The sequence below is a fragment of the Streptomyces sp. NPDC033966 genome (assembly GCF_055575955.1).
On the sequence record NZ_JBVIRQ010000005.1, the window covers coordinates 254,062 to 280,004 of the forward strand.

22 protein-coding genes, 1 tRNA gene and 3 pseudogenes are annotated in these 25,943 nt (G+C 69.8%); 12 read left to right on the forward strand and 14 right to left on the reverse strand.

The genetic code is table 11. From position 1 onward, the window contains the following. The first annotated feature begins 35 nt into the window (after positions 1-35). Entirely contained in the window at positions 36-2,834 is a 2,799-nt protein-coding gene (locus ACZ518_RS16325; protein ID WP_469113699.1) for a heterodisulfide reductase-related iron-sulfur binding cluster, read from the forward strand. Positions 2,835-2,906: 72 nt separating this feature from the next. On the opposite strand, the gene ACZ518_RS16330 is transcribed toward ACZ518_RS16325, so the two are convergent. After that, a complete protein-coding gene (locus ACZ518_RS16330) occupies positions 2,907-3,896 on the reverse strand; it encodes a hypothetical protein (protein WP_469113700.1) in 990 nt (329 codons plus the stop codon). A gap of 232 nt (positions 3,897-4,128) precedes the next feature. Between ACZ518_RS16330 and ACZ518_RS16335 the strand changes: the two genes are divergently transcribed. After that, positions 4,129-5,094 carry a Yip1 family protein gene (locus ACZ518_RS16335; RefSeq protein WP_469113701.1) on the forward strand — a complete coding sequence of 322 codons (966 nt, stop codon included), beginning with the start codon at positions 4,129-4,131 and terminating at the stop codon, positions 5,092-5,094. Positions 5,095-5,166: 72 nt separating this feature from the next. Here ACZ518_RS16335 and ACZ518_RS16340 read toward each other — a convergent pair whose 3' ends face one another. Further along, positions 5,167-5,664, reverse strand: coding sequence for a phosphoribosyltransferase (locus ACZ518_RS16340; protein ID WP_361605732.1), 498 nt, complete (start codon positions 5,662-5,664; stop codon positions 5,167-5,169). Further along, positions 5,661-6,248: a dCTP deaminase gene (gene dcd, locus ACZ518_RS16345; RefSeq protein WP_125603638.1), complete on the reverse strand. Its 588-nt coding sequence runs from the start codon at positions 6,246-6,248 to the stop codon at positions 5,661-5,663. Before dcd ends, ACZ518_RS16340 begins: the two co-directional genes overlap by 4 nt. Positions 6,249-6,728: 480 nt before the next feature. Here dcd and ACZ518_RS16350 point away from each other — a divergent pair. Further along, positions 6,729-6,799: transfer RNA gene (locus tag ACZ518_RS16350), tRNA-Gly, on the forward strand. A 253-nt stretch (positions 6,800-7,052) separates the two neighbouring features. On the opposite strand, the gene ACZ518_RS16355 is transcribed toward ACZ518_RS16350, so the two are convergent. Then, positions 7,053-7,184, reverse strand: a complete 132-nt coding sequence (locus ACZ518_RS16355) for a hypothetical protein (RefSeq protein ID WP_469113702.1) — start codon at positions 7,182-7,184, stop codon at positions 7,053-7,055. A gap of 126 nt (positions 7,185-7,310) precedes the next feature. Here ACZ518_RS16355 and ACZ518_RS16360 point away from each other — a divergent pair, with 126 nt between their 5' ends. Then, on the forward strand, positions 7,311-8,519 hold the full coding sequence (locus ACZ518_RS16360) for a S8 family peptidase (protein ID WP_469113703.1): 1,209 nt from the start codon (positions 7,311-7,313) through the stop codon (positions 8,517-8,519). Here the strand turns inward: ACZ518_RS16360 and ACZ518_RS16365 are convergent. Both ACZ518_RS16365 and ACZ518_RS16370 read right to left on the reverse strand, forming a co-directional pair. Next, entirely contained in the window at positions 8,503-8,856 is a 354-nt protein-coding gene (locus ACZ518_RS16365; RefSeq protein ID WP_469113704.1) for a protease inhibitor I9 family protein, read from the reverse strand. The genes ACZ518_RS16360 and ACZ518_RS16365 overlap by 17 nt on opposite strands. A gap of 164 nt (positions 8,857-9,020) precedes the next feature. Then, a pseudogene (locus ACZ518_RS16370) lies at positions 9,021-9,302 on the reverse strand (tyrosine-type recombinase/integrase); the annotation flags it as partial. A 412-nt stretch (positions 9,303-9,714) separates the two neighbouring features. Here ACZ518_RS16370 and ACZ518_RS16375 point away from each other — a divergent pair. Then, positions 9,715-9,921, forward strand: a pseudogene (locus ACZ518_RS16375) (DUF2637 domain-containing protein); the annotation flags it as partial. A gap of 245 nt (positions 9,922-10,166) precedes the next feature. On the opposite strand, the gene ACZ518_RS16380 reads toward ACZ518_RS16375, so the two are convergent. Beyond that, entirely contained in the window at positions 10,167-11,384 is a 1,218-nt protein-coding gene (locus tag ACZ518_RS16380; protein ID WP_469113705.1) for a S8 family peptidase, read from the reverse strand. Between the two features lie 361 nt (positions 11,385-11,745). Beyond that, the gene (locus ACZ518_RS16385; protein WP_469113706.1) at positions 11,746-12,243 is read right to left on the reverse strand and encodes a GNAT family N-acetyltransferase; all 498 of its coding nucleotides are present in this window, start codon (positions 12,241-12,243) and stop codon (positions 11,746-11,748) included. A gap of 311 nt (positions 12,244-12,554) precedes the next feature. Here ACZ518_RS16385 and ACZ518_RS16390 point away from each other — a divergent pair, with 311 nt between their 5' ends. The 5 genes from ACZ518_RS16390 to ACZ518_RS16410 all read left to right on the forward strand — a co-directional run bounded on the left by ACZ518_RS16390 (position 12,555) and on the right by ACZ518_RS16410 (position 17,330). Beyond that, entirely contained in the window at positions 12,555-13,268 is a 714-nt protein-coding gene (locus ACZ518_RS16390; RefSeq protein ID WP_469113707.1) for a response regulator, read from the forward strand. Then, the gene (locus ACZ518_RS16395) at positions 13,265-14,425 is read left to right on the forward strand and encodes a sensor histidine kinase (protein ID WP_469113708.1); all 1,161 of its coding nucleotides are present in this window, start codon (positions 13,265-13,267) and stop codon (positions 14,423-14,425) included. Before ACZ518_RS16390 ends, ACZ518_RS16395 begins: the two co-directional genes overlap by 4 nt. Before the next feature lie 667 nt (positions 14,426-15,092). After that, on the forward strand, positions 15,093-15,539 hold the full coding sequence (locus ACZ518_RS16400; protein WP_469113709.1) for a helix-turn-helix domain-containing protein: 447 nt from the start codon (positions 15,093-15,095) through the stop codon (positions 15,537-15,539). A gap of 604 nt (positions 15,540-16,143) precedes the next feature. Beyond that, a complete protein-coding gene (locus ACZ518_RS16405; RefSeq protein WP_469113710.1) occupies positions 16,144-16,989 on the forward strand; it encodes a hypothetical protein in 846 nt (281 codons plus the stop codon). Positions 16,990-16,991: 2 nt separating this feature from the next. Next, on the forward strand, positions 16,992-17,330 hold the full coding sequence (locus ACZ518_RS16410) for a hypothetical protein (protein WP_469113711.1): 339 nt from the start codon (positions 16,992-16,994) through the stop codon (positions 17,328-17,330). A 543-nt stretch (positions 17,331-17,873) separates the two neighbouring features. Here ACZ518_RS16410 and ACZ518_RS16415 read toward each other — a convergent pair. The 6 genes and pseudogenes from ACZ518_RS16415 to ACZ518_RS16440 all read right to left on the reverse strand — a co-directional run bounded on the left by ACZ518_RS16415 (position 17,874) and on the right by ACZ518_RS16440 (position 22,368). Beyond that, positions 17,874-18,434, reverse strand: a complete 561-nt coding sequence (locus ACZ518_RS16415) for a hypothetical protein (protein WP_469113712.1) — start codon at positions 18,432-18,434, stop codon at positions 17,874-17,876. Between the two features lie 27 nt (positions 18,435-18,461). Beyond that, positions 18,462-18,917, reverse strand: coding sequence for a hypothetical protein (locus ACZ518_RS16420; RefSeq protein ID WP_469113713.1), 456 nt, complete (start codon positions 18,915-18,917; stop codon positions 18,462-18,464). A 741-nt stretch (positions 18,918-19,658) separates the two neighbouring features. Then, positions 19,659-20,513 (reverse strand): annotated as a pseudogene (locus tag ACZ518_RS16425) (tyrosine-type recombinase/integrase); the annotation flags it as partial. Positions 20,514-20,825: 312 nt separating this feature from the next. Further along, positions 20,826-21,260, reverse strand: a complete 435-nt coding sequence (locus tag ACZ518_RS16430; RefSeq protein WP_469113714.1) for an NUDIX hydrolase — start codon at positions 21,258-21,260, stop codon at positions 20,826-20,828. 30 nt (positions 21,261-21,290) lie between these two features. Next, on the reverse strand, positions 21,291-21,413 hold the full coding sequence (locus tag ACZ518_RS16435) for an SDR family oxidoreductase (RefSeq protein ID WP_469113715.1): 123 nt from the start codon (positions 21,411-21,413) through the stop codon (positions 21,291-21,293). Positions 21,414-21,708: 295 nt separating this feature from the next. After that, positions 21,709-22,368: a hypothetical protein gene (locus tag ACZ518_RS16440; protein WP_469113716.1), complete on the reverse strand. Its 660-nt coding sequence runs from the start codon at positions 22,366-22,368 to the stop codon at positions 21,709-21,711. A 1,495-nt stretch (positions 22,369-23,863) separates the two neighbouring features. Between ACZ518_RS16440 and ACZ518_RS16445 the strand changes: the two genes are divergently transcribed. Together ACZ518_RS16445 and ACZ518_RS16450 are read left to right on the forward strand one after the other, a co-directional pair. Continuing rightward, positions 23,864-24,067 (forward strand): cold-shock protein, encoded by a 204-nt coding sequence (locus ACZ518_RS16445; RefSeq protein WP_469113717.1) that lies wholly within the window; start codon positions 23,864-23,866, stop codon positions 24,065-24,067. A gap of 317 nt (positions 24,068-24,384) precedes the next feature. After that, on the forward strand, positions 24,385-25,899 hold the full coding sequence (locus ACZ518_RS16450) for a DEAD/DEAH box helicase (protein ID WP_469113718.1): 1,515 nt from the start codon (positions 24,385-24,387) through the stop codon (positions 25,897-25,899). Positions 25,900-25,943 lie beyond the last annotated feature (44 nt).

Consider the following 25,943-nt stretch of genomic DNA (forward strand, 5'->3'; position numbering starts at 1 on the left):
TACCGCTTAGTAAGTCCCGCCCGAGGAGCCCTCCCATGCAACTCGCCGCGATCATCGTGTCGCTGGTCCTGACCGTGGTCGGCGTCGCGCTGATCGCCCGAGCCGTGGCGCAGATCTACCGGTTCGTGAAGCTCGGCCAACCCGTACCGGCGGGCAGCCGCACGGACCGCCCGAAGGACCGAACGATCACCCTGGTCAAGGAGTTCCTCGGCCACACCCGGATGAACCGGTGGGGCATCGTCGGCTTCGCGCACTGGTTCGTCGCGATCGGCTTCCTGACGCTGCCGCCCACCCTGGTGCAGGCCTTCGGCCAGCTCTTCCAGGCGGACTGGCTGCTGCCGATCGTCGGCGACTTCCTGCCCTTCGAGCTCTACACCGAGTTCATCGGCCTGATGACCGTCGTCGGCATCGTCGTCCTGATGGCGATCCGCCTGCTCAACCTCCCCTCGCGGGCCGGTCGCAAGTCGCGCTTCGCCGGCTCGAAGGCCTGGCAGGCGTACTTCGTCGAGTACGTCATCCTCACCATCGGCCTCGCGATCCTGGCCCTGCGCGGCCTCGAGGGCGCGATCCACGGCGTCGAGTCGTACGAGCCGGCGTACTTCGCCTCGTACCCGCTGGTGCTGGCCTTCAAGGGGCTCTCGTTCAGCGGCATCCAGAACGCCATCTACTTCACCGCGATGGTGAAGATCAGCGTCTCCTTCATCTGGATGATCACGGTCTCGCTCAACACCAACATGGGTGTGGCCTGGCACCGCTTCCTCGGCTTCCCCAACATCTGGTTCAAGCGCAACGCCGACGGTTCGACGGCGCTCGGCGCCCTGCAGCCGATGACGAGCGGCGGCAAGGAGATCGACTTCGAGGAGCCCGGCGAGGACGACGTCTTCGGCGTCTCCCAGGTCGAGCAGTTCTCCTGGAAGGGCATCCTCGACTTCTCCACCTGCACCGAGTGCGGACGCTGCCAGTCGCAGTGCCCCGCCTGGAACACCGGCAAGCCGCTGTCCCCGAAGCTCCTGATCATGTCGCTGCGCGACCACGCGCACGCGAAGGCCCCGTACCTGCTCGCGGGCGGCGGCAAGACGATGGAGGGCGAGGAGAAGGCGACCGCCGAGCAGCTCAAGGACGTCCCGGCGGCGGCCCTGGCCGAGGCGGAGCGTCCGCTGATCGGCACGGCCGAGGAGAACGGCGTCATCGACCCGGACGTACTGTGGTCCTGCACGACCTGCGGTGCGTGCGTGGAGCAGTGCCCGGTCGACATCGAGCACATCGACCACATCGTCGACATGCGCCGCTACCAGGTGATGATCGAGAGCGCGTTCCCGTCGGAGGCGGGCACGATGCTCAAGAACCTGGAGAAGAAGGGCAACCCCTGGGGTCTGGCCAAGAAGCAGCGCGTGGAGTGGACGAAGGAGGTCGACTTCGAGGTCCCGATCATCGGGAAGGACGCGGAGGACCTCTCCGAGTTCGACTACCTGTACTGGGTCGGCTGCGCGGGCGCCCTGGAGGACCGCGCGAAGAAGACCACGAAGGCCTTCGCGGAGCTGCTGAACATCGCGGGCGTCAAGTTCGCGATCATGGGCGGCGACGAGAAGTGCACCGGTGACTCGCCGCGCCGCCTGGGCAACGAGCCGCTGTTCCAGCAGCTGGGCCAGGAGAACGTGGCCATGCTGAACATGGCGTTCGGCGAGGACGACGACGACCCGTCGACGAAGAAGCCGAAGTCGGCGAAGCGGATCGTCTCCACCTGCCCGCACTGCTTCAACACCATCGCGAACGAGTACCCGCAGCTGGGCGGCGAGTACGAGGTCATCCACCACACGCAGCTGCTCCAGCACCTGATCGACGAGGGCCGCCTCACGCCGGTGACCCCGGTGGACGGCCTGATCACGTACCACGACCCCTGCTACCTGGGCCGGCACAACAAGGTCTACACGCCGCCGCGCGAGATCATGTCCGCCGTGCCGGGGCTGCGTCAGCAGGAGATGCACCGCCACAAGGAGCGGGGCTTCTGCTGTGGCGCCGGTGGTGCGCGGATGTGGATGGAGGAGCGGATCGGCAAGCGCATCAACAACGAGCGCGTCGACGAGGCCCTCTCGCTGAACCCGGACATCGTGTCGACGGCCTGCCCGTTCTGCCTGGTGATGCTGACCGACTCGGTGAACGGCAAGAAGAACGACGGCCAGGCGAAGGAATCCGTCCAGGTCGTGGACGTGGCGCAGCTGCTGCTGGAGTCCGTGAAGGCCCCGGAGCCGACGGAGGAGGAGCTCGCGGCGCTGGCGGCGGAGGCCGAGGCCGCCGAGGCCGCTGCCGCTGCGGAAGCCGAGGCGAAGGCGGCTGCGGAAGCCGAGGCGAAGGCCAAGGCGGAGGCCGAAGCCAAGGCCAAGGCCGAGGCGGCTGCCGCTGCGGAGGCGAAGGCCAAGGAAGAGGCGGAGGCCAAGGCCGCCGCCGAAGCCGCCGCCGAGGCCGAGGCCGAGGCCGAGCCGAAGCCGGAGACCGACGCGGAGGACAAGGCCGAGGCCGAGGCTCCGGCCGAGGACAAGGCCGAGGCTCCGGCCGAGGAAGAGGCCGAGGCTCCGGCCGAGGAAGAGGCCGAAGCCGAGGCGGCACCGAAGGCGGACGCCGAGCCCGCCGCGGAGCCGAAGGCCGACGCCGAGCCCGCCGCGGAGACCGAGGCTGCCGATGAGGCGCCTGCGGCTCCGGCCGAGGCCAAGGCAGAGGACGAGGCTCCGGCGGAGGCCGAGCCCGAGGCCAAGGCGGACGCTGCCACCGAGACCGAGGACAAGGTCGACGACAAGGTCGAGGACGAGGGCGAGGCGAAGCCCGAGGCGGCCAAGTAGTCCCGGTAGCCCCGGGCCGAACAGCACGGACGGAACGGCCGGTCCCCCACGGGGGACCGGCCGTTCCGCGTATCAGCCGTCGGTGCGGTTCCGGCGGAGCAGCGCGAAGCCGAGGCCCGCGGCGCCCGTCGCGGCCATGCCGCCGCCCGCGGCCAGCAGCATCGGGGTGCCGGCCTGCGGGGCGGGGGCCCCCTGGCCGCCGCCGGCGTTCACTCCGCCCTTCGGGAGGACCCGCTCGACCTTCGACGTCTCCGTCTTCGCCGGCTTCTCCGCCGTGTACCGCTCGATCAGCTTGCCGGTGGAGAAGTCGTACACCCAGCTGTCCCCGCCCCCCTTGCCGTCGATGACGACGAACTTCACGTGCTTCCGGTCCTGGACGAGCTTGTACGTCCAGCCGTCGTTCAGCGCGCTCCGGTTCTTCATGTCGATCGTGCCGAGCAGGTTCCCGTTCGGCATGGAGATCTCGACGCGCTTGCCCTTCGGGCCGTCGGTCAGCCGCGCGATCCGCCCGTCCGGCATCGTGATCCGTACCGAGGTCTCCTTCTTGACCCGCGGCTCCGGCTTCTCGGAGGGCTTCTCGGAGGGCTTCTCGGAGGGCTTCTCGGAGGGCTTGCGGGTGCCGCCCTCGATCCACGAGGTCACGGTGCCGTTCGGCTGGAGGACGACGTGCAGGCCGTTGTTCTGCCCGTACGCCGGCTTGCCGTCCCTGCTGACCAGGGTGTCCAGCTTCGTGCCGCGGGCGAAGACGTCGGCCTCGAAGTGACCGTCGCCGAGCTTGTAGACCCTGGCGACCGACCCGTCGGCCAGCTTCACGGTGGTGACGTACGCCCGGCCCTTCGAAGGCTTCTCGACGGGCTTCTCGACGGGCTTCTCGGACGGCTTCACCGACGGGTCCACCACCGGCTGCTCGATCCCCGGCTGCTCGATCCCCGGCAGCACCTCGGGTTCCGGCACCGTCGGCGAGTCCGCGAAGGCGGATCCGACGGGCAGCGCCAGCACGGCGGCCGCGCCGGTGAGGACTGCGGCGGTACGAAGGGTGGTGCTGCGGTGGGTACGGCGCATGTCTTGGGTTTCCGTTCTGGTTCGTGACTCCGTGGCGGCGACATTCACGAAGCTACGGGCCCGATACGTACACATTCCGTCGGCTACGTAACGAACCACCACAGACACCGACGCAACCGTGTAAACCACCCTCCCCCGGCTCCCCCTAGGGGATGTCACAGGTCAGCCGCAAAGGACGCCCGTTCCGGTGGCCCGGCCACGGCCGCCCGGCGGAGCAGGTACTTTCGATCACGTGGCTGGATTCAGGATCGGACGCGGCAGGGACGACAACAACCCTCCGCAGCAACCCCCGCACACCCCGCGGCAGCAGCCGTACGGTCAGCAGCAGCAAGCGCCGCAGGCACCGTACGGCCATCAGCCCTACCCGCCCGCCGGCCCGCCGCCGCAGCAGCACTGGCCGGCCCAGGGCGGCGCGGGCGACCACGGCGAGCCCGAGTACTTCGACCCGTACGGCCAGCCGGGCCAGCAGGCCCAGCCGGGCCGGCACGGCCAGTACTCCCACCCGCACCCGCAGCCGCCGCAGGACCCGTACGCGGGCCCGCACGGGGCCTCGTACGCGAACGACCCGGGGTACACCCAGGCCTTCTCGGTCGGCGAGGACCCGTACGGCCAGGGCGCGACGTACCAGGCGGGCGCGGCCCCCGCGGCCCCCGCCGGGCCGCGGCTGCACTGGAAGGACCTGCTGCGCGGCATGGTGCTGCGACCGGGGCCGACCTTCCACCAGATGCGCGACTACGCCGTCTGGGGTCCTGCGCTGGTCGTGACCTTCGTCTACGGCATGCTCGCGGTCTTCGGCTTCGACAAGGCCCGCGAGGACGCCATCAAGGCGACCCTCACCCAGGTGATCCCGATCATCCTCAGCGCCGGCGTGGCCTTCGTCCTGTGCGGCCTGATCCTCGGTGCGGTCACCCACACCCTGGCCCGCCAGCTGGGCGGCGACGGGGCGTGGCAGCCGACCGTGGGCCTGTCGATGCTGGTCATGTCCATCACGGACGCGCCGCGCCTGCTGGTGGCGGTGTTCCTGGGCGGCGACAACATGTTCGTGCAGGTGCTGGGCTGGGTGACCTGGCTGGCGGCCGGCGCGCTCTTCACCTCGATGGTGAGCAAGTCGCACGACCTGCCCTGGCAGAAGGCCCTGGGCGCGTCCTCGATCCAGCTGGTCGCACTGCTCTCGATGATCAAGCTGGGCACGCTCTAGCCGACACGTACGGGAAGGGCCCGCCGCGCGGTCGCGCGGCGGGCCCTTCCCGTATCCGTCCGTCCTGCTCGCTCAGGCGTCGAGGACCTGGCCCTCGCGCTTGACCACGGGCGGCTGGACCGACCAGGGGAACTCGATCCAGTCGTCGGTGCGCTTCCACACGTACTCGCACTGGACGAGCGAGTGGGACTTCTCGTAGATGACGGCGGAGCGCACCTCGGCGACGTGGCCGAGGCAGAAGTCGTGGACGAGCTTGAGCGTCTTGCCCGTGTCGGCCACGTCGTCGGCGATCAGGACCTTCTTGTTCGTGAAGTCGATCGCCTCGGGCACGGGCGCCAGCATGACCGGCATCTCCAGCGTGGTGCCCACGCCGGTGTAGAACTCGACGTTCACCAGGTGGATGTTCTTGCAGTCGAGCGCGTACGCCAGACCGCCGGCGACGAACACCCCGCCGCGGGCGATGCTCAGGATGATGTCCGGCTCGTAGCCGTCGTCGGCGATGGTCTGCGCCAGCTCGCGGACGGCGCGGCCGAACCCCTCGTACGTCAGGTTCTCGCGTACTTCGCTCATGCCTCGTGCCTCACCTGGGTGCGGTGGAAGTTCTGGAAGGAGCGCGAGGCGGTCGGCCCGCGCTGCCCCTGGTACCTGGAGCCGTACCGCTCGCTGCCGTACGGGAACTCCGCGGGCGAGCTGAGGCGGAACATGCACAGCTGCCCGATCTTCATGCCCGGCCACAGCTTGATCGGAAGGGTGGCCAGGTTCGACAGCTCCAGGGTCACGTGCCCCGAGAACCCCGGGTCGATGAATCCGGCCGTCGAATGCGTCACCAGACCCAGGCGGCCCAGGCTGGACTTCCCCTCCAGTCTGGAGGCGATGTCCTCGGGCAGCGAGATGACCTCGTACGTCGAGGCGAGCACGAACTCACCCGGATGCAGGATGAACGCCTCGTCGCCCTCGGGCTCGACCATGCGGGTCAGGTCGGGCTGCTCGGTGGCGGGGTCGATGTGCGCGTAGCGGTGGTTCTCGAAGACCCGGAAGAACCGGTCGAGGCGTACGTCGATGCTGGAGGGCTGCACCATCGACTCGTCGAACGGGTCAATGCGAACCCGTCCGCTGTCGATCTCGGCCCGGATGTCTTTGTCGGAGAGAAGCACGTCCCGAGGATACGCAGAGCGCGCGGGCCACCCCCAATCGAGAAGGCTCCCGCGCGCCCGTACCGCCTACCGTCCTGCCGCCCGGCGCCCTACCGCTTGACGCCGCCGACGGGCACCGCGTGCCTCAGCCGCGCGCACCGCGGACACCGCAGCAGCCGCCCGGGCCCGATCCGGCCGGCACCGAGGTGCTGCAACGGGAACGAAGCGGTGTTGAAAACATGCCCTTCGGCACAACGGACGACTGTGTGCTCCATCGAGTCCCTTTCCCCAACGAGCCGTAACGCGATGAATCGCCACATTAGGGGATGATCGGGACCCACTCCAGCCGCCGCTCCGCACCCCCACGGTACGCCCCAACTCCCGCCCCCACGAACCCTCCTGCGCCGCGGAAACGACGACGACCGCGACGGGAGAATTCACCGGGGGTCGATCATGGGGTACAGTGTGCAACGGTAGGGATCCAGGCAGCTGGACCACTGCGCGGATGTAGTTTAATGGTAGAACATGAGCTTCCCAAGCTTATAGCGCGGGTTCGATTCCCGTCATCCGCTCTTCCACGAAGCCCCAGGTCAGCGACCTGGGGCTTCGCCGTTGTCTAGACCTTTCGGGCCTCGCCGTGCCCCCCGCGTGCCCAACTCGCAGGAATGCCCTGCCCGGAGGTCCTCCCCCGCACCACTTCCACCACCTGAGCGCACACTCGCCTCGGATCGCGAGACGCATTTCCTTTGACCTGCGCCACAGATCGTCCCCGATTCGCGTGTTCGTCTCCACCGAGCCGGGGCCGCAACCGCCCACCCGGTCAGGTCAGTTGGTGTGGGTGGTGCGGAGGTGGGTGCCGATGTACCCGACGTGGACCCGGCCGGTGCGGTCGCCGGTGCCGTCGTAGAGGTGGAGGCGAGGAGCCGGGGGCCGGCCGATGCGGACGTGTTCGCCCACGGGAATCCCGTGGGGAGGTGGAGGCACACGGTTGGCGGAGCGCATTCGAGGTGTGCTTCGGGCGCCTGTCGAATTGCGAGGGAATGTCGTAGGTCGTGATTGTTTCTGCATGATCAACTCCTCGGCATGATCACTCGTGCCAAGCTCGTGCTCGCGAGCGCAGCCACCGCCGCCCTGGCCCTCGCCGCCCCGCTGGCGGCCGCCTCGCCGTCCACCGCCGCACCGGAGCCCACCCCCGCGCCCCTGAGCACCGCGGCCAACCCGGTACCCGGCAACTACATCGTCACCCTGGCGAAGGGGGTGGACGCGGCGAAGACCGCGCAGAAGCTGGGCCTGAAGCCGTCCTTCCTCTACACGTCGGCCCTGAACGGCTTCGCGGTGCCGCTGAACTCGCTCCAGCTCACCATCGTCCGCAACACCCTGGGAGTGAAGGCGGTCGAGGAGGACGCGAAGGTGCAGTCCGTCCCGCAGCCCACCACCACGCCCGGCACCCGGGCGCCGTCGAACTCCTGGGGCCTGGACCGGATCAACCAGAAGGAACTGCCGCTGGACAACACCTTCACCGCCGAGGGCAACGGCGCCGGAGTGACCGCGTACATCCTCGACTCCGGCATCGACTACAGCCACCCCGAGTTCGGCGGGCCCGACAACTCACGTGCCACCTTCGGCTTCGACGCCGTCGGCGACGGCCGCAACGGCCAGGACTGCCAGGGCCACGGAACGCACGTCGCGGGCACGGTCGCCGGCAAGACGTACGGCGTGGCGCGCAAGGCCAGCCTGGTCAGCGTCCGCGTCCTCGGCTGCGACGGCAAGGGCACCTGGTCGGGGATCATCGCGGGCATGGACTGGGTGGCGAAGAACGCCAAGCAGCCGGCCGTCCTGAACGGCTCCCTGGGCGGGGACAGGTCGACCGCGGTGAACGACGCCGCGACCGCCCTGTCCGACGCGGGCGTCCTGCCGGTCATCGCGGCGGGCAACAGCTCGAAGGACGCCTGCTACGTCTCGCCGGCGTCCGCCGCCCGCGTGCTCACGGTCGCCGCGAGCAACCAGTGGGACGAGGAGACCGACTTCTCCAACTACGGCAGCTGCGTCTCCCTCTACGCCCCCGGGCAGGCCATCGTCTCCGCGAAGCTCGGTGGCGGCAGCGTGGCCCTCGACGGAACCTCGATGGCCGCGCCGCACGTCGCCGGTGTCGCCGTCCTCTACAAGCAGGCGCACCCGAACGCGGACCCGGGCGAGATCAACGAGTTCCTCGACGGCGAATCCACCAAGGACGTCCTGAAGAGCATCAGCAAGAGCAGCCCCAACACCCTGCTCTTCACCGGCGGCCTGTAGCCCCCGGCCCCACCGGCGCCCCGACGGCCTCCCCGTCCCGCTCGACGGCGACGACGTCGGGGCGCACCCGCAGCGCGGCCACCTGCCCGCCGTCGAGGTCGGCGGCGAAGCCGGACACCGTGCTGGCGTAGACGTACCGGGCCTCGACGACGCCGGTCTCGCGCATCACCTGCTCGGGATCGGCGCCCGGGGCGAGGGTGACGATGTACGGCCCGCCCTCGCCCTCCTCGGCACTCACCGGCGCCACCCACGGGGCGGCGTACGCGGCGGGGGCGAGGGCGACGGGCGCGCCGAGCAGCAGGACGGCGGCCACGACAGGACGCAGGATCGGGCGCACGGGGAACTCCGTTTCGTCGGGGACAGCGGCTACCCCCTCCTTCGGCCACCGGGCCCTGCACCTTGAACATCCGGCCGGGGCACCTGCCTCAGCCCTTCAAGGAGGCCCGGCCCCCGCCCGGCGAGCCGGTCCAGGGCTGGGGAGGCGTTCACGCCTCCCGCACGGCCCTCGGCGCGGCGGCCGGTGTTCAGCTCCGGGGCCGCCTCGATGATCCGTACGGCGAGGGGGTCCAGGGTGACCGAGGTCCGGCGCAGGGCTGCCTGCTCCTCCGGGCGCATCGGGCCGTAGGCGCAGAAGTGGACCATCAGCCGCCAGCGCGGGCCCATGGCCTCGGCGAGGGCGTCGACCTGGGCGACGGTCGCGGTCGGACGCTCCTTGGCCTGCTCGCTGCCCGCGCCCCCGATGCGGCACGGATTGCGGCGGATCAGCTCGTCGTCAGTCGCCGTCCCACCCGTCCCAGAAGCCGGCTGATCCGGCCGCACGAGGCCGTACGCACGGGCCGCGGTCCGAACTCGGCGCCGCAACCGCGCCCCGGGGCCTGACCCCCACCGACCCGTCCCACTCGTATCACCGCCCGCAGGTCGGACCGGGGACGACTGATAGGGCTGGGACGGATCCACCCGTACCTGCACCCGCGCGGAGGCCCTCAGCCCGCCGACGCGCCCCGCCGCCCGGCCGACCTCCTGCGCCCGTCCCACCCGTACCGGACGAGGCCAGCACAGGGACGTCACACGACCGGCCGGGACGGGTCCGACGCGTACCACCCCGCCACCCGTACCTGCCCTGACCAGGCACGGGACGAGGTGGACGGGTCTTCACCCTCACGGCGCCGTACTCGGCGACCGCTTCACCACACCCCTGGAGTGCATCCGCTTCGCCCGCCTCTGCCACCCCCTCGCCGAGGTCGCCGGACAGCACGGCCTGGGCCGCTCCCCCGCAAGAAAGTGGGCCTGGACCGCCACCCTCGACGCCTTCATCGTCTCCGGCGAACTGCTGATGCTCCGGCCGGCCTGCGCCGGGTGGGCGATCAGCCTCACGGCCGTCGGCTCCCTCGGCTCGATCTCGCGCACCTACCCGCCGACCCCGTAACCGTGCACTCCCCGAGCTTGCGCCGCCGCGTCCCCGTCCCCCCATCCACCACGCAGCCGGCCATCAAGGACACCGGCTACAACACCCGGCGCCGCTGAGCCGGCCGCTGTGGGTTCCCCCTGGCCGCGATGACAGCACCTGGGGGCCACCCGCACGGGCGGGCGGCCCCCAGGCTACGAACCGGTTCGATCAGGGCGCAGGACGCCCGGGGTGGTTAGTGGTTAGAGGCCGCCGGTGTACAGCAGGTGGTTGAAGGCGCCCTTGGAGAGGTTGTGGAGGACGTCCTTGGTGCTCTCGAAGTCGAGCCACTCGGCGACCTCGGAGGAGGTGGCGTTGGGGTTGGCGGCCTTGTAGAGGGCGGCAGCGCCGGCGGTGTGGGCCGCGGCCATCTGGGTGCTGCTGCGGACGGCGCTGCCGCCGGCGGCGGAGGCGGAGGTGATGTCTTCACCGGGGGCGTAGATGTGCAGGCACTCGCCGTAGTTCGAGAACTGGCTTTCTTCGTCCCACTTGTTGGTGGCCGCGACGGTCGCGACGCGGAGGGCGCTGGCGGGGGAGTAGGCGCAGGCGTCCAGCGTCTGGTTTCCGGCGGCGACCACGGGAAGGACGTTGAGGTCGGAGGCGGCCTGGGCGGCGGTGTCGACGAGGGCGTTCTTGGCGAGGACGACGGAGACGTCCATGAGGGCGGGCTTGTTCTGGAGGCGTGCCTGGGCCGCGACGTAGTCCATGCCGGCGATGAGGCCGGCGGCGGTGCCGGTGCCGTTGCAGCCCAGGACGCGGACGGCGACGAGCTTGGCCTGGCGGGCCACGCCGTAGGTGTTGCCACCGATGGTGGAGGCGACGGCGGTGCCCTGGCCGTAGCAGTCGGCCTGCTGCTGCCCGTCGACGACGGCGTTGAAGCCGCGGGTGGCACGCCCGCCGAACTCGGGCAGGGCGATGTTGATGCCGGAGTCGACGACGTACACGGTCACGTTGGACGTGTTCTGGGTGACGTTGAACTGACCGTCCAGCGGCAGCTTGTGCTGGTCGATACGGTCCAGGCCCCACGAGGTCGCCGCCACCGCGGCCTGGGTGGTCGCGGCCGGCTGCGCCTTGGCCGGGTCGGCGCTGGTGACGCTGTCCTCGGTGACGGCGGCCACGCCGGGGGTGTTGCGGATCTTGTCGACCTGGGCCGGGGTCAGCTTGGCCGCGAAGCCGTTGAGGACGGTGTTGAAGGTGTGCAGGGTGGTCACACCGGGGAGGGCCTGCTTGGCCACATCGGCGGGGACGACGCCCTTGTCGAGGGTGACGATGTACTGGCCGGCGACCGCGTTGGCGCTGGCGTTCAGCGGCGCGGGCTCGGCCCGCACCGCGGTGCGGGCCTCGGCGGACACGAGCGGGCCGGCGGCGAGAGCGGCGGCCACGATGAGCGCGGCGGAGCTGTAACGCAAGGTCGAACGCACTTCGACTCCTCATGGGTCAGGTCAGACGAACAGGAGCAGGGCCCAGCGGCCGGGCAACGTGATGGGCTGCCGGGTCACGGTCGCGCGGGCACGGGTCAGGTGCCGTGGCGCCGGTATGGGGTTCAGAGACCGCGGGTGTGCAGGGGGTGACGGCGCCGGCCATGGAGGCCCGGCGCCCTCAGCGCGTGCTTGGCGGACTCTTCCTCGAACCACTCGCGGGTTTCCGCAGGAGCAGCGAAGCGCAGTGCCTGGGCGTGGTGCGCGTGGTCACAGGCCAGACCCAACAGGCTGCCGGTAAGGCATGTAAAGGGGCGAAAATGGGTCGATCTGCGGCCTCCTTGGCGCCGGATCGTTTCCTCCCTTATGAAGAAAGGATTCTCCGCCAAAAGGATCCGCCCTCGACATCAAGATCCAATTTCACCCGACCGGCCGGTGGTACACACATGCGCACGCCGGGGGCACGACGCTGCGGCGCTTCACCGGCACCCGCGGCCGCTGTGCGGCCCGGACACCGCCCGAGTGCGGCGAGAACGAAGAGGCGGGACACCATTGGCCCCTGCCCGAGAGCGAGGAGGGTCGCGTAGCAGGAGGACGCGTCGTCGTCCTCGGCACCGAGCACGACGGCAACCTGCGCGGCGCCGAGCTCGGCGACCCGCGCTTCAGCAAGCAACAAGAGCCGCTGCCCCAGCCCAGTACCGCGCTGAGCCGGATCCACCGCCAGCTGCCAGGAAGACCCCGCGCCAGTCGGCGCGGGGTACCCCTTCGGGGCCACGTACGGAGCCGTCACCGTCACCGTGCCCACCAGCCCGCCCCTCCTGGAGGGCCACCCAGCACTCACCGGCGGTGCTCTGGGCGACATCCAGCCGCTCCATGACCGCGGTAAGCGGAACGGCCTCGTGATCGATCTTGTCGGCCGGCGTGTCTGGTTGTGCAGCCAGCAGCATCACATCACCGACCTGCGCCCTCTGCTCACCCCGACCCGCGCGCCGGCTACGCCCTGACCGGCGCGGCTCTCACCGGGCTCACGGGTGGCCTTCGGCAGCTGTGCCGGGCGGGTGAGATCGACCCCGCCGGTCGGCGGGGCGGGGTTCATCCCTGGAGGGGACGAGCGCAGATAGATGCCCCGTACAGTCATACCGTCGGTAGGGGGAGTGGGAGAGGCGGCGGCAGGTGGACGGCCAGTGGAACCAGGAGCGGCGCGGGGACGTGCTGCGTGTGGTGGTCGTGGATGACGAGGAACTGGTCCGCTCGGGTCTGCGGATGGTCCTGGACACGGCCGCGGACATCGACGTCGTGGCGGTGTGCGACGGCCCGGCCGCCCTGGCCACGGTCGTGGCGACGTCCCCGGATGTCGTGCTGCTGGATGTCCGCATGCCGCGGGTGGACGGGCTGACGGTGCTGGCCCGGATACGGGCGCTGCCCGCGCCGCCGGTGGTGGCCATGCTGACCTCCTTCACGACCGGTGACCTCCTGCACGCCGCACTGCGCCAGGGCGCGGCCGGCTACCTCCTCAAGGACAGCGGACCCGAGCAGCTGATCCGCGACGTGCGGGCGCTGGCCGGCGGCCTGCGCCCGCTGGCCGACACCGTCGTACCGGTGGTCATCGACGGCTTTCTCGCCCACAGCCTCTCCAGCGATGCTGTGGAGGCCGCCGGGCTGACCCGGCGGGAGACGGAGGTTCTCGCCCTGCTGGGGCAGGGCCTGACGAACGCGGAGATCGGGAACCGCCTATCGATGTCCGCAAGCACGGCCAAGGACCACGCCAGCGCGGTGATCACCAAACTGGGCGTCGCCAACAGGGTTCAGGCCGCCGTCCTGGCCGAGCGGGCCGGCCTGCTCCGGCCACCCGCTGCTGCTGTACCGGACAGCACCACAGCGCCATGAACAAAGTCCTCGCCCTCCGGACCGCGAAGACCGCTGCCCTGCTGGTCCTTCCCGTCCTCGCCGTGTGGTGGAACATCGCGATGACGGCGGATACGCCCAAGGGCTTCGGAGCGTGGGAAGCGCTCCTGTCGCTGCAGGCCCTGCTGCTCCTGGCCCGTGACCGGCTCCCGCTGACCGTCACGCTGACCGCGATCTTGCCCGCGGCACACCTGGACGGCTGGCCCCTCGTATCCGACATCGCCCTCTACAGCCTCGCCCGCCACTACGGCGGCCGCTGGCAGACGTGGATCGGCTACGGCCTCGTCGCGGCCACGCCCCTGCTCCTGGGCCCACACGAGCACACCCCGCTCCAGCGGCTGCACTGGTCGGTGTGGTTCGCCGTCTTCTGTGCCCTGCCCCTGGCCGTCGGCTTCCTGGTCCAGGCACGCAAGGAGCTCGCCTGCCGCCTCGCCGAGCTGGAGGCGGTGCGAGAGCGCGAACACGAGCTCCTGGCGCAGCGGATCCAGATCGTCGAACGCGCGAGGATGGCACGCGACATGCACGACGTCATCGCCCACAAGGTCGCCGTCATCAGCGTCCAGGCGGCGGCCCTGCAGGCCACCACGGCCGATGACGCCACCCGCACCACCGCCCGCACCCTCCGGGAACTCGCCGCCTCCACCCTCGGCGAACTCCACCGGCTGCTCGGCGTCCTGCGCACGCCCGTCGCCGGTGAAGCGGACAGCCGGCGACCGGTAATGGCGGACCTGCCGCACCTCATCGACGCCAGCACCCTGCCGGTGACCTTCCGCGCCTCGATCGCCTTGAGCGGCCCGGACGCCCGGCCCTGGCCCGCCGCCGTACACGAAGCGGTGTTCCACATCGTGCAGGAAGGCCTCACCAACGCGGCCAAACACGCGCCCGGCGCGGACATCGATGTCCATGTGGACGACGGGCAGGGCCCCTTGACGGTGACCGTCGGCCACTCCCCGCCCCCACCCGGGGCAGCGCACCTGGGCCTGCCCGAGGGCGGGTTCGGCCTCCCGGGCCTACGTGAACGGACGGAACTGGCCGGGGGCCGGCTCCATACCCGCCCTGGGACGGACGGCTCCCACGTCCTGACAGCGACCTTCCCCGCGCCGAACGGCACTACCAGCCACGCTGCTTCGCCGCGATGACACGTCCCGGTCCACGCGGGAGAACCCCTGGCCGCCGCCCCCCGGAGGCCCGCGCCGGCCGGATGTGGGAACGCCCCCGGGGCTGACAGGATGCCGGCTCCCTGCCGCGGCGGGAACGCCGCGGCCCGGCTGCGTGGGCGGGCGGTGGTCGGGAGGTATCTGCCGTGTTCCTCCCCTGGAGGCATCCTCCGTGAGGACGGCTGAGGGGCGCCGGTCGGCGGGGTCACCCCCGGCCGGTCGCGGGATCGCCTGCGGTCCCCGGACCGGCAATGATCAGAAAGCCGGCAAGTTGGCCGGGCGGGCCCGGCCAGCTGGATGCCGGGGCCGTACGGGTGCCGTGGCTGGCCGGCCTGCTGGGAGTGGGCTCACAAGGTCGTCGTCCGTCCCGAGGCCGTACGGGGGTGTCGGGACTGGCGGATGACCTGTCGGCTGGTGGCCGCATCCGCGGCGCCCGGACTCCGGAACTTCGGAGTCGGCAGGTCTGCCCTGCCTCGGTGGGGCCGCGCAGTACCTCCGCCTCCGGTCGGTCAGTGACCACCCCGGCTGGAGGCGGTCCCACCCGCCGGGTCCCGGTCGTGTGTGCGGCGGCCTCCCCGAGCTCCCCCATTGCCAGGGAACTCGGCACGCGAGGGCGCAGGCGGGGACACGGCGCATTCGCCTACGACGGATGGACGTCCGGGACCCGAAGGCGGGCACGGCTATGTACGTGGAGGCGGAGATGGGCCTGTCGGACAGGCACGGAGCAACCGGATGTCCGTGCGGCATCGCGGATCCATCAGAGTGGAAGGCGCGACCGCTGGCGCGGCTGACCGACCGTGAGCGGCAGGTACTCCTGCTGCTGGGCGGCGGCGTGTCGAACCGGGCCATCGCTCGCCGCCTGGGGATCGGCGAACGCACGGTGAAGAAGCACCTCACCAACGTCTTGGCCAAACTGCAGTTGCCATCGCGGCTGGCAGCGGCCCTGTTGGCCCAGCACCGCCACGCGGAACTATGCCCCCATGCCGGGGGCGTTGCAGAAGACGGCCCCCGTCGGCATGACCCCAAGGTCCACTGTCGGCCAGGCCTGCTCCCCGGTCATGCTTCTTCATGTCAGCCGGGCCGGCCGGGTGTCTGAGAGGATCCAAGCCGATGCCGCGCCGCCATCACCTGCCGGAGCTCATCACCCGGGCCTGTCACCTGGCGACGGCCCGTCCGGCACGGCAGTGGTCCGCCACAGCCATCGCCGTAACGCGGAGACACCCCGTCCCGATCCACCTCAGCTCCCCACGTCCACCAGCGGGGCACTGACGCCAGCAGGGCCCGCTTGGGCGACTTCGGGGAGTCCCGACCGCCTCGCGCGGCTCCCTTCGCCAGGCCCGTTTCGGGCCCTGCGAGCCGGGGCCGGGTATACACCCCCACCGCTGCCCGGCCCCGGCACCACCCACGGCAGGCCCTCACCCCTCGCTCGCGAGGATTCCCGCCGACCGGCCTGCCCCGGTCCTGTGCCGTGCAGGGAGGGGTGCGCCGGGCCGCTGGTGGGCGGGGTGCGTTTCCGCTGGTCGGCGGGTAGTGGTGACGGCCTGCGATGCCCAGGATGGAGATCGTCCTGATGCGGCGCGGTGGCCTTTCGGCCTCGACAGCACTGTTGTGCTGCGCCGTTCTCTCCCGGCAGCCACGGGCCCCCATCCAAGCGGTCCATGGTGCTGGGGCAGTGATTGACCCTGAAATGAGTACGCACAGTGATATCTGCAGCATCCCGCTTCGCCCCTGCCCGTTTCCGGACGGCCGCCGTGCTGGTCGCCGCGATCGCGGGGGCCGTCATCCTCGCCGGCAACCCCGCTTCGGCCGCCGACCACTCCCCGGCGGGGCAGGCGGCGCGGACCGCGACGGCGGTGGAGAAGGCATCGGGCACCGGTGACGTGATCGCCGACGACAGCGGTGTGCTCGCCTCGACCGCGGCCGCCTGGACGCGCGTACCGGCCGACAGCACCTCCACGGTCGGGATCGCTCTCTCCGCCACCCGGGATGCGGTCGGCATCCCCACCGCCAACGGCACGGTCGTCTACCCGGGCGCCGCCGGGGCCGGCAGCCTCGCCGCCCAGGCCCTGGACGACGGGGGCATCCGTCTCCTGGTCACCCTCGAGAACGCCCAGGCACCCACGGAGTACCGGTTCCGGCTCGACCTGCCCGAGGGCGCCACCCTCCAGAGCCAGCCGGACGGCAGCGTCATCCTCGTCCGCCAGGGCGAAACCATCGGCGCGTTCCAGGCGCCGTGGGCAAAGGACGCCCACGGCACGCCCGTCCCCACCGCCTACCGCATCGAGGGCGCCACCCTGGTGCAGAGCATCACGGTCACCGAGCAGACCGCTTTCCCCGTGGTGGCAGACCCGACCTGGGAAGGCATGAAGAAGCGCGGCAAGGCCGCGCTGAAGAACTCCAACAAGTCCACCGTCACGGGCGCGGCCGCCGGCTGCGTGGTCGGGGCGATCAGCGCAGCCGGCGCGGGCTGCGGACCGGGCGCCGCGGTGGGAGCGGTCGGCGGCTTCGTCAAGGGAGCCGGCGAAGGCTTCATCAAGGGCAAGTAGCCGTGGAAGCAGAACAAACCCCCATGCCCGACAGCCCGGACGACCGCACCCGCCCCCACGGGCTGGAAGGTTCCGAGCCGGACACCGGGGCAGCTCACCAGGACCACTCGCACAGTCCTGCTGATGTGCCGTCGTGGCCGTTCATCGTCGTGGCCATCCTGCTGTCACGGCTGCTTGAGATCCCTCTCCATCGTGTGCTGCCCTACGACGGCTGGGCCGGCTACGCCGTCACCCTCCTCGTCGCCCTGGCCATTGCCACGATCGCTGGCCTCGCCGCACGACTCGTGACCCGAGCACGCCGCCGCCCGGCCACACCCCCACCAGACCGGCGGACCCGGTAACAGCCGATCCCATCACCCGGGTCGACCCAGCCGACCGCTTGCGACAGCAATCCTGTGTGCCAGCGCCCGATCGACGAAAGGTACCCATCGGCGATCCGGGCAGCTGGCGCCGCCTCTGGGGCAGCCTCGCCAAGGGCGTGCCCCAACCGTGCCCTTCGGAGCGGTGAACAGCGGTCAGTACGGGTGCGGGCGGACCCTCGCAAAAGCGCACCCGGCAGGCTGTTTTCGCAGGTCAGATGCCTTACCGGCACCCCGAGCACCATTGATTCCCAAGCTTATAGCGCGGGTTCGATTCCCGTCATCCGCTCCACGACAAAGCCCCAGGTCAGCGACCTGGGGCTTTTGTATTGCCTAAACGCTTCCCGCCATCCCCTGTCGGAACCGAGGGGAAAGCGGAATCTTTGACCTCGGTCCGACCAGAACCGTACGCGGCAATACGGACGAACGACCGTCATCGCGCACCCGACCCACGGGCGGGTGCGTCAACCTCTTCGACAGTCATTGCCGGACCGGCAGATTCTTCCCTAAAATGGACATACCGGACTATCCGTTGCCATTTGCACCACGGAGCATGCCGCTCGCACGTTGCATGAAGTTCTCGAACGCAGCCTCCGCGTCATTGAGACTCATCAATGACGCAAAGTTGGAGGCCGCAGCCTTGGACAGCGCTTCGTCGTTGCCTCGACCCCAGGCGTACATGTGGGGGCCAACCGCCTGGACAGCCTGCTTGGCGGCTTTCAGCACGGGTAGCGACGGGGCATCTCCACCGTCCAGAAGCGAGATCCGACGATGCCGCAGCTCAAGATCGCGGCACAGGGATTCCGAGCGGTACACCATGTCCCGGTACTCATCGAAGCTCCTCACGATCCAGAGCGAGGTCGCTACCCGCAGGATCTGCCCTTGGAGTTCTTCCCAAGCGGCGCAGAAGCCCTCGTAAGCCTGGTACCGCTCCGAGAGTAGCGCTGAGGTGCTGGCTGTGATCCTCAGTTGCTGGATGTCTCGCGCCTGCACCACAGGTCCGTGCACGGTCGAGTGATCGAGCCCGTTGGCCACGTCGACCGTCTTCTGCTGAACGGACGACTTTTCTCTACGAGATGAGTCCACGCTCGGATGTTAAGGCCCGATACGAAATCACGCCTGAGTACTGCCCCAACCTCTTTCGGGAGGCGTCCCGAAGCTGAGCGAGCCCACACTGCCAGCCTGGACCACGGGGCCATGCTGCACACCCCCACTGATCGTGTTGTGCACCTCCGCGAACTGTTGATCGCCTCGCCTTGATGCAAGTTCATCGAGCACTGACTGAAGTTCAGAAGCAGCAGTCGGGTTGGCCATCAAGGTGCGCCGCAGTCGTGTACGCCACTCCGCCTCGACGTCCGAGACCGTCTGGTCGTCACCGGCCTCCATCGCCGCCGTGAGCTCCCCGCGCGAGGTCTCCAGCTCGCCTTCGATCACGACTCCTTCGCCATCGCCGCGACGCGAGAAGAACAAGGCGATCCGATCACGCGCCTGTGCCCACGAGTCAGTCGCCATCTGCTGAACGAATGCCGTTGCACCTGCGGCAGCGAGTGCCATCAACTCTGCTTCCACCCATCCCCCTTGCTAGCAGTCGAGTCAACCACCCTACCCATGGCGCTCAACGATCAAAGGCCGACGGCTAACGTACGTCCGCACGCTCCCGCCATGCACGAGTCCCCTGGGCGACCGTGGCTTCTCGCCGCACGGGTGCCACCTCCCGCGCCCGACGCACCTCGCCTCTGAGACGCGAGAGCCGGTATCCCTGAGGCGACCACCTCAGAGGGCGAGTCAACGCTCGTAGGTGGACAGCAACCCCAACCCCGCAAGAAGGGACGGAACCAAAGCTGACCAGAGCCCGCTCTCGGTTCTGGCCCACAAACCTCCCGACGGAATTGCGACGAGGAGAACAGACCAGCACAGACGCCGGAACCTCCTCCGCGAACGGGCAAGCTGAGCAGCTACAGCCTCGCGCCGCCGCCTCTGAGCGTCCTCGACCGCCCATTGGTCCTGCGTGCGTTCCCGAAGGCGCGCCAGGAACGCAGCCTGGCCAGCGTCATGCGCACCGACGGGTGACGCGACGTTGAAGTTGAGATCCCCGTGAACAGCGCCGGCCTGCACGACAGGGCCCTCAACGTGACCGCTCAACTCAAGCTTATAGCGCGGGTTCGATTCCCGTCATCCGCTCCACGACAAAGCCCCAGGTCAGCGACCTGGGGCTTGTTTGTTGTCTAGACCCATCTGGGCCCGCGTGCCATTCGCGTGCCATAACTGCCCTAACGGGGCGTCAGGTTGCTGTCGCGCCCCTTGTGGGGATCACCTCACCCGGGCGGCCCGGCCGGACGGCGGCGGAGCGGGCACGAACATACGCCCGGCCCCAGCCGGGCCGGGCCGCCCGCTGTCGCCGGGCACCCGCTGGAGCCGGACGGTGGCGTCGATGTCTTCGGCGAGCCTGCACTGGTGCTCCTTGGTGGAGTGCTGATCGATCAGCTGAGCCCGCTCCGAGGACTGCCCCGCTCGGACCATGAGGTCCTTCGGCTTGGCGCCGGTGTCGGCGGCGAGGGTGTTCCCGGTGTGGCGCAGGTCGTAGAAGCGGAACTCCTTCGGCATGCCCACGGCGTCTCGCGCCTTGCGCCACTTCCGGCCGAAGCTCGTCCCGCGCAGGGGCGCGCCCCCCTCCCCGACGAAGACGAGGCCCTCGGGCCCGTCCTGCGCGAACCACTCCAGGTGCCGGCGGACGTCGAGGAGGACGAAGCCCGGCAGCATGATCTCCCTCTTCCCCGCACGGGACTTGGGGTCGCCGATCACCCGGCGACCCGTGTTCAGCTCCGGAGCGGCGCGCCGGACCCGTACCGAGCCGGTGTCGAGGTCGACGTCTGCTCTGCGCAGTTCCGCCAGTTCCTCCGGTCGCATGGATGCGAAGGCTCCCAGCAGCACCATCAGTCGCCAGCGGACCCCGATCGCCTCGGCGAGCGCGAAGACCTGCTCGACGCTGGCCACGGGCCGCTCCTCGGCGTCCTCGCGGCCGGCTCCGCGGATAGAGCAAGGGTTGCGCCGGATCAGCTCGTCCTCGACCGCCGTCTGCATGATCGCCTCCAGCAGCCGGCAGGCCTTCGCCGTCGTGGTCTTGCCGGTCTCCTTCAGCCGCTCGGCACGCGGAACACACCACGTGGTGGGCCGCTCGTCCTCCCCGCGGTCGTCGCCCTACCGCACCGCCCGCTTCCGAAGGCCCGCACGCTGCACGAGCAGCGCACCCTCGTCGCCAACGACCGGCAGCAGCCGGAACCGCTCACCCCGCTCCAGCTGGAGCTGGTTATCGGCCAAGACACTCTTCCCCGGCGGGGAAGAGTGTCTTGGCCGACCCGCCCCTGGGGGTGGCGGGAGCGGACCGGAGCCAGGGGGCACCGGTCCACCACATCACTGGCGGCGGCCATGTTCCTCCAGGAGCACAGCAGGTATTCCCCGGAAGCCCGCCCGGGTCGTTCAGTGACTGAGCAGGGCGAGAGTCCCGGCGCTGATGGCGCCCCGCAGGACGTGGGCCATTTCCTCGGGCTTGAGGTCGATGCCGTCGAGGCCTTCGACGGTCAGCGGGATCTCCTCCAGCGCGTACTCGCCCCGGCCTTCGGCGCTGAACTCGGGGCCGGTGCGGTCCTCGAAGGACCAGGTCGCGATGCGGGCGAGGTAGAAGAGCTGGCGCTCGTCGTCGGACTCCATCGTGTGGAGGAGTCGGACGACGTCGGCCTTCCCTGCGATCTCCTCGTGGATCTCCCGGTGGAGGGCGGCCTCCCGGGACTCGTCGCCGGGCTCGACTCCGCCGCCCGGGAGCACCCAGTACGGGGGGATGTCGGGCTTGGTTCGGCGGATGACCAGCATCGTGTCGTCGGCGGTGACGAGGACGGCGCGGACTCGTTCCTTCATTTCGTTCTGTCTCCTTGCTTGTTGACGGTCTCAGTGCAGCAGCCGGCCGCCGTCGACGTGGACGGATTGCCCAGTGATGAACGACGCGGAGGGGCCCACCAGGCACGCCACCAGGGCCGCGACGTCGTCGGGCCGGCCTCGGCGAGGGAGCATCCGGCACCCAGACGACACCGTCCCCGCGCCCACGGAGGAGGAGCCGGGCAACTGTGCTCGTCCCTACGGCACACACTGCCGGCACGGACACTCCGGCTTCTCCGAACCAGACCATCGCTCCGCCTTGCAGGAGTCGCATCGGGCCGCCGCTTCGCGTTCGGCTCTTGCTGCCGAGAGTGGGGCTCTTGACCCTCACGTGGCGTCAGGCTGCATGGTCGACGCCGTGGAGGATCACTGGACCGTGGGACGCGTGGCCGAGCTGGCCGACCGGCAGGGCAGCGCAGAGCCCGCATGCTCACGTTGCGGGGAGCGGGAGCCTCAGCCGGATCGGGGGGCCTTCACGGGTCGGATCGTCCAGGACGAGGACGACCGCGGTCGGTCGGCGGTCCGTGGTGGCGGTGACGGCACGGTATTCATCGAAGTGCGGGGGCGCGCCGCTGCCTCCGCCGGAGATTTCCTCGGGGTCGTCCATGTCGGGAGCGTGCTCGAAGAGGAGTCTCAGGGGCTGCTGCGGCCAAGGGTCGGGCAAGTCGGGTGCGCCTGGGCGGCGTACGGCGTGGGCGGCTACGTGGCAGCCTCCGGGGGAGGACACGACTCCGCTGTGCCGAACGGTCCACTCGGTGTCCTCGTGCACGACAGCCCCCGGGAGCAGGAGTCGCAGGAAGGCGCCCGGTTTGATGTCGGGTTCGGCGTCGGGTTCGGTGAGCCTGTTGAGCGTGTACTGCTCGTCCCGGTCGGGGAGCAGGATGCGGGCGGCGCTTCCGGGGGTGTCCGGGAGGATGAGCTGGGACAGGCGGGTCCGCGGTGGGCCGAGAAGGGTCAGTTCGTCGGCCACGATCGGTGCCGCGTCCGCGCCGGGTACAAACCAGACGGGCTCCGGGGCACGGTCAGGATCCGCGGCCACCACGGATCCGACGAGGAGTTCCGTCCCTGAGGGCGTCTGCTCGGCGAACAACCAGACGGCGTCGTCCGGCCCGTCGGCCGGCGGCCGGAGCCACCCCAACCCCCCAGACGTGGGCGTCGTCAATTCGAGCACCCCAGCTTCGCCGGAGATGACTTGCCGCCACCATGGAAGACACCGTTCTGGACGTAGGCCCTTGCCTCCGTCACGTACCACCGGGCAGCGGAACTCTTCTTGCAGGGCGTGGCGAACCAGATGCGGGAGACCCTCCAGTTGTCTTCCTTGCGGTCGCTTCGGCGCCAGACGGTCACCTCACGGTCCGCACACCGCTCGCAAGCCCGGCTCAGGAGGCGGACCTCCAGCCACTTCGGGGCCCAGTCAGGGCGTGAGTCGCACGTGTGATCCGCATAGCCGTAGATCCGCCCCTCGGCATCCAGCGTCGGAGCGTACTCGTTGACTTGGCAAATGAACTTGCCCGCACGGGGCTCAGGGGGTGCCGGTTCCGCGTGGACGGTCCCACTCAGGGACGAGACGAGCAGGACTGTGGCGGCGAGGGCCAAAACGCGTCGCATGGGCAGTGCGTCCTCATCATCGAGAAGCCGATTCCCGGACCATAGCGTCGCTTCAAGATGAAAGGGCAGGAATGCACCCGGATGGCCCCGCACGTGCTGCTCGCCTTCTCGGCAGGACCGTGCCACAACGTGCCAGCAGGAACGGCAAACAGCGGTCAACAAGGGCTACGCCGGAAGCAGCCACACCAGGCAGGGAATGGGCGTTTCCGCAGGTCAACAGGGCTGGCCGGGCCCAAGTGCCGAGTGATTCCCAAGCTTATAGTGCGGGTTCGATTCCCGTCATCCGCTCTTGAACGAAGCCCCAGGTCAGCGACCTGGGGCTTCGTCGTTGCCTAGACCTCTCAGCCCTCGCCGTGCCCTCCGCGTGCCCCAACTCGCAGGAATGTCCTGGCCAGAAGGCTCTTCACGCGCCACTTGTACCGCAGCAGCGCGATGCCGTCTCGAACCGCGAGACGCACTTCGCGCGACCCGCACCACAGGCCCGCTCGGATTCGCCCGTTCGCACCCTGTAGCGCGGACGATCAACCACCCCGCCCGCGTTACCAGTTCACGAGGGCACAGCGCCCCCGTTCCAGCGGTCCACCGCGTCAGCACCCACCCCGATACGGCCTCAACCAGCCCGCTTCGCGACGACCTCGCTGCCGCGTCCTGCAGCCGACGGCGAGCACTTGAAAACGCTGCGCTCGGGGTGAATCAATATCTGTCACCGCGACCTAAGAATTTAACGGATCCCGCGGGGAGAGTTTCTACCGCCACACGGCAGCCAGAAATATTCAACGCACACAAGCCGCCGCAGCGTGCTACTGTCGATCTCAGTTGCAGTTTTGGTACCCAAGAACTTGAAGCGCCTCCAGCCGGACTTCGGACCGCAAGAAGCGCTTTGCATTTCCCGGTCAATTTCCGGGCGGGGCATCATCGCGGCGACACGGCGTCCGCACAGTGCAGACGTTGATGTATTGCCCCAAAGGAGATATGACATGGCTACTGGTACCGTCAAGTGGTTCAACGCGGAAAAGGGTTTCGGCTTCATCGAGCAGGACGGTGGCGGCGCTGACGTGTTCGCCCACTACTCGAACATCGCCACCCAGGGCTTCCGCGAGCTGAACGAGGGCCAGAAGGTCAGCTTCGACATCGCGCAGGGCCAGAAGGGCCCGACGGCCGAGAACATCGTTCCCGCCTGACGCTGACACACATTCTGCAGCTGGGGCCCGCATCCCTCGGGGTGCGGGCCCCAGCTGCATGCATTTCCCGCGGTGCGTTCACCCGCGCTATCAAGCATTGAGAGATCGGGCCGACTGGCCCTCTCGGAGCTGCACCAGATTTCGTTTCTTGGTTGTCGCGTCCACATGACGCCACCTTATTTCAGCGTCTGAGCCCGAACAGATTCCTGTCCGCCAGATCCGCTATCGCATTCCATTCGGTCCGTTCTCGCAATTCCGTGCGCCGCTCCTACGCTGCGGTAATTCCTTGATACGCGCCGCATCAAGGAAGGTTCCGCATGAACCCCACCCGTACGAACGAGCGCTCTTCTCGCACCCGCGGCCGCACCGGCGGCCCCGCTTTCGGCACCGGCGCCGGTTCGGGGCGGGGCAGCCGCTTCGGCTCGTCGAGCCCGAGCCGTTCCGGAGGTCCGAGCCGCTCGGGCGGCTACGGCCGCCGGCCCGCCGCGATCCAGGGCGAGTTCGCACCGCCGAAGACGATCACCCCCGCGCTGCCCGCCGTCGAGGCCTTCGCCGACCTCGACATGCCGGCCCAGCTGCTCACGACGCTCACCGGTGAGGGCATGGCCACACCGTTCCCGATCCAGGCCGCGACGCTGCCCAACACCCTCGCGGGCCGCGACGTCCTCGGCCGCGGCCGTACCGGCTCCGGCAAGACCCTGGCCTTCGGCCTCGCGCTGCTGGCCCGTACGGCCGGCCAGAGCGCCGAGCCGGGTCAGCCGCTCGCGCTGGTCCTCGTACCGACGCGAGAGCTCGCCCAGCAGGTCACCGCCGCGCTCACCCCCTACGCCCGGGCGGTCAAGCTGCGCCTGGCCACCGTGGTCGGCGGCATGCCGATCCACCGCCAGGCCGGTGCGCTGCGTGCCGGGGCCGAAGTGGTCGTCGCCACCCCCGGCCGGCTGAAGGACCTCATCGACCGTGGTGACTGCCGGTTGAACCAGGTCGCGATCACCGTCCTGGACGAGGCCGACCAGATGGCCGACATGGGCTTCATGCCGCAGGTCACCGCGCTCCTCGACCAGGTGCGCCCGGAAGGCCAGCGGATGCTCTTCTCCGCCACCCTCGACCGCAACGTCGACCTTCTCGTGCGCCGGTACCTGACCGACCCGGTCGTGCACTCCGTCGACCCCTCGCAGGGCGCGGTGACCACGATGGAGCACCATGTCCTGCACGTCCACGGCGCCGACAAGCACCGGATGACGACGGAGATCGCGGCCCGCGAAGGCCGGGTGATCATGTTCCTGGACACCAAGCATGCCGTGGACCGCCTCACCCAGGACCTCCTGGACTGCGGTGTCCGTGCCGCGGCCCTGCACGGCGGGAAGTCACAGCCTCAGCGCACCCGCACCCTCGCCCAGTTCAAGACCGGACACGTCACCGTCCTCGTCGCCACCAACGTGGCGGCGCGCGGCATCCACGTCGACAACCTGGACCTCGTCGTCAACGTCGACCCGCCCACCGACCACAAGGACTACCTGCACCGCGGCGGACGCACCGCCCGCGCCGGTGAGTCCGGCAGCGTCGTCACCCTCGTCACCCCCAACCAGCGCCGCGAGATGGTGCGCTTGATGCAGGCCGCGGGCATCACCCCGCGGACCACCCAGGTCCGCTCGGGCGACGAGGCTCTGAACCGCATCACCGGCGCCCAGACACCCTCCGGCATCCCGGTCACCATCACCGCACCGGTGTCCGAGCGCCCCAAGCGCAGCACGGCCTCCCGCGGTCGACGCGGGCCCACGGCGGCTGCCCGGCGCGCGCGCCTGCGACAGACCGCCTTCGACGCGGCGGCCTGAGATCCACGTGATCAGGACACTGACCCACCTCTGCAGGAGGCACC

Coding starts and splice junctions, on each gene's coding strand:
- ACZ518_RS16325 (WP_469113699.1), top strand. CDS start 36: ATGCAACTCGCCGCGATCATCGTGTCGCTGGTCCTGACCGTGGTCGGC.
- ACZ518_RS16330 (WP_469113700.1), bottom strand. CDS start 3,896: ATGCGCCGTACCCACCGCAGCACCACCCTTCGTACCGCCGCAGTCCTC.
- ACZ518_RS16340 (WP_361605732.1), bottom strand. CDS start 5,664: ATGAGCGAAGTACGCGAGAACCTGACGTACGAGGGGTTCGGCCGCGCC.
- ACZ518_RS16360 (WP_469113703.1), top strand. CDS start 7,311: ATGATCACTCGTGCCAAGCTCGTGCTCGCGAGCGCAGCCACCGCCGCC.
- ACZ518_RS16385 (WP_469113706.1), bottom strand. CDS start 12,243: ATGTCGCCCAGAGCACCGCCGGTGAGTGCTGGGTGGCCCTCCAGGAGG.
- ACZ518_RS16395 (WP_469113708.1), top strand. CDS start 13,265: ATGAACAAAGTCCTCGCCCTCCGGACCGCGAAGACCGCTGCCCTGCTG.
- ACZ518_RS16400 (WP_469113709.1), top strand. CDS start 15,093: ATGGACGTCCGGGACCCGAAGGCGGGCACGGCTATGTACGTGGAGGCG.
- ACZ518_RS16430 (WP_469113714.1), bottom strand. CDS start 21,260: ATGAAGGAACGAGTCCGCGCCGTCCTCGTCACCGCCGACGACACGATG.
- ACZ518_RS16435 (WP_469113715.1), bottom strand. CDS start 21,413: ATGCTCCCTCGCCGAGGCCGGCCCGACGACGTCGCGGCCCTGGTGGCG.
- ACZ518_RS16445 (WP_469113717.1), top strand. CDS start 23,864: ATGGCTACTGGTACCGTCAAGTGGTTCAACGCGGAAAAGGGTTTCGGC.
- ACZ518_RS16450 (WP_469113718.1), top strand. CDS start 24,385: ATGAACCCCACCCGTACGAACGAGCGCTCTTCTCGCACCCGCGGCCGC.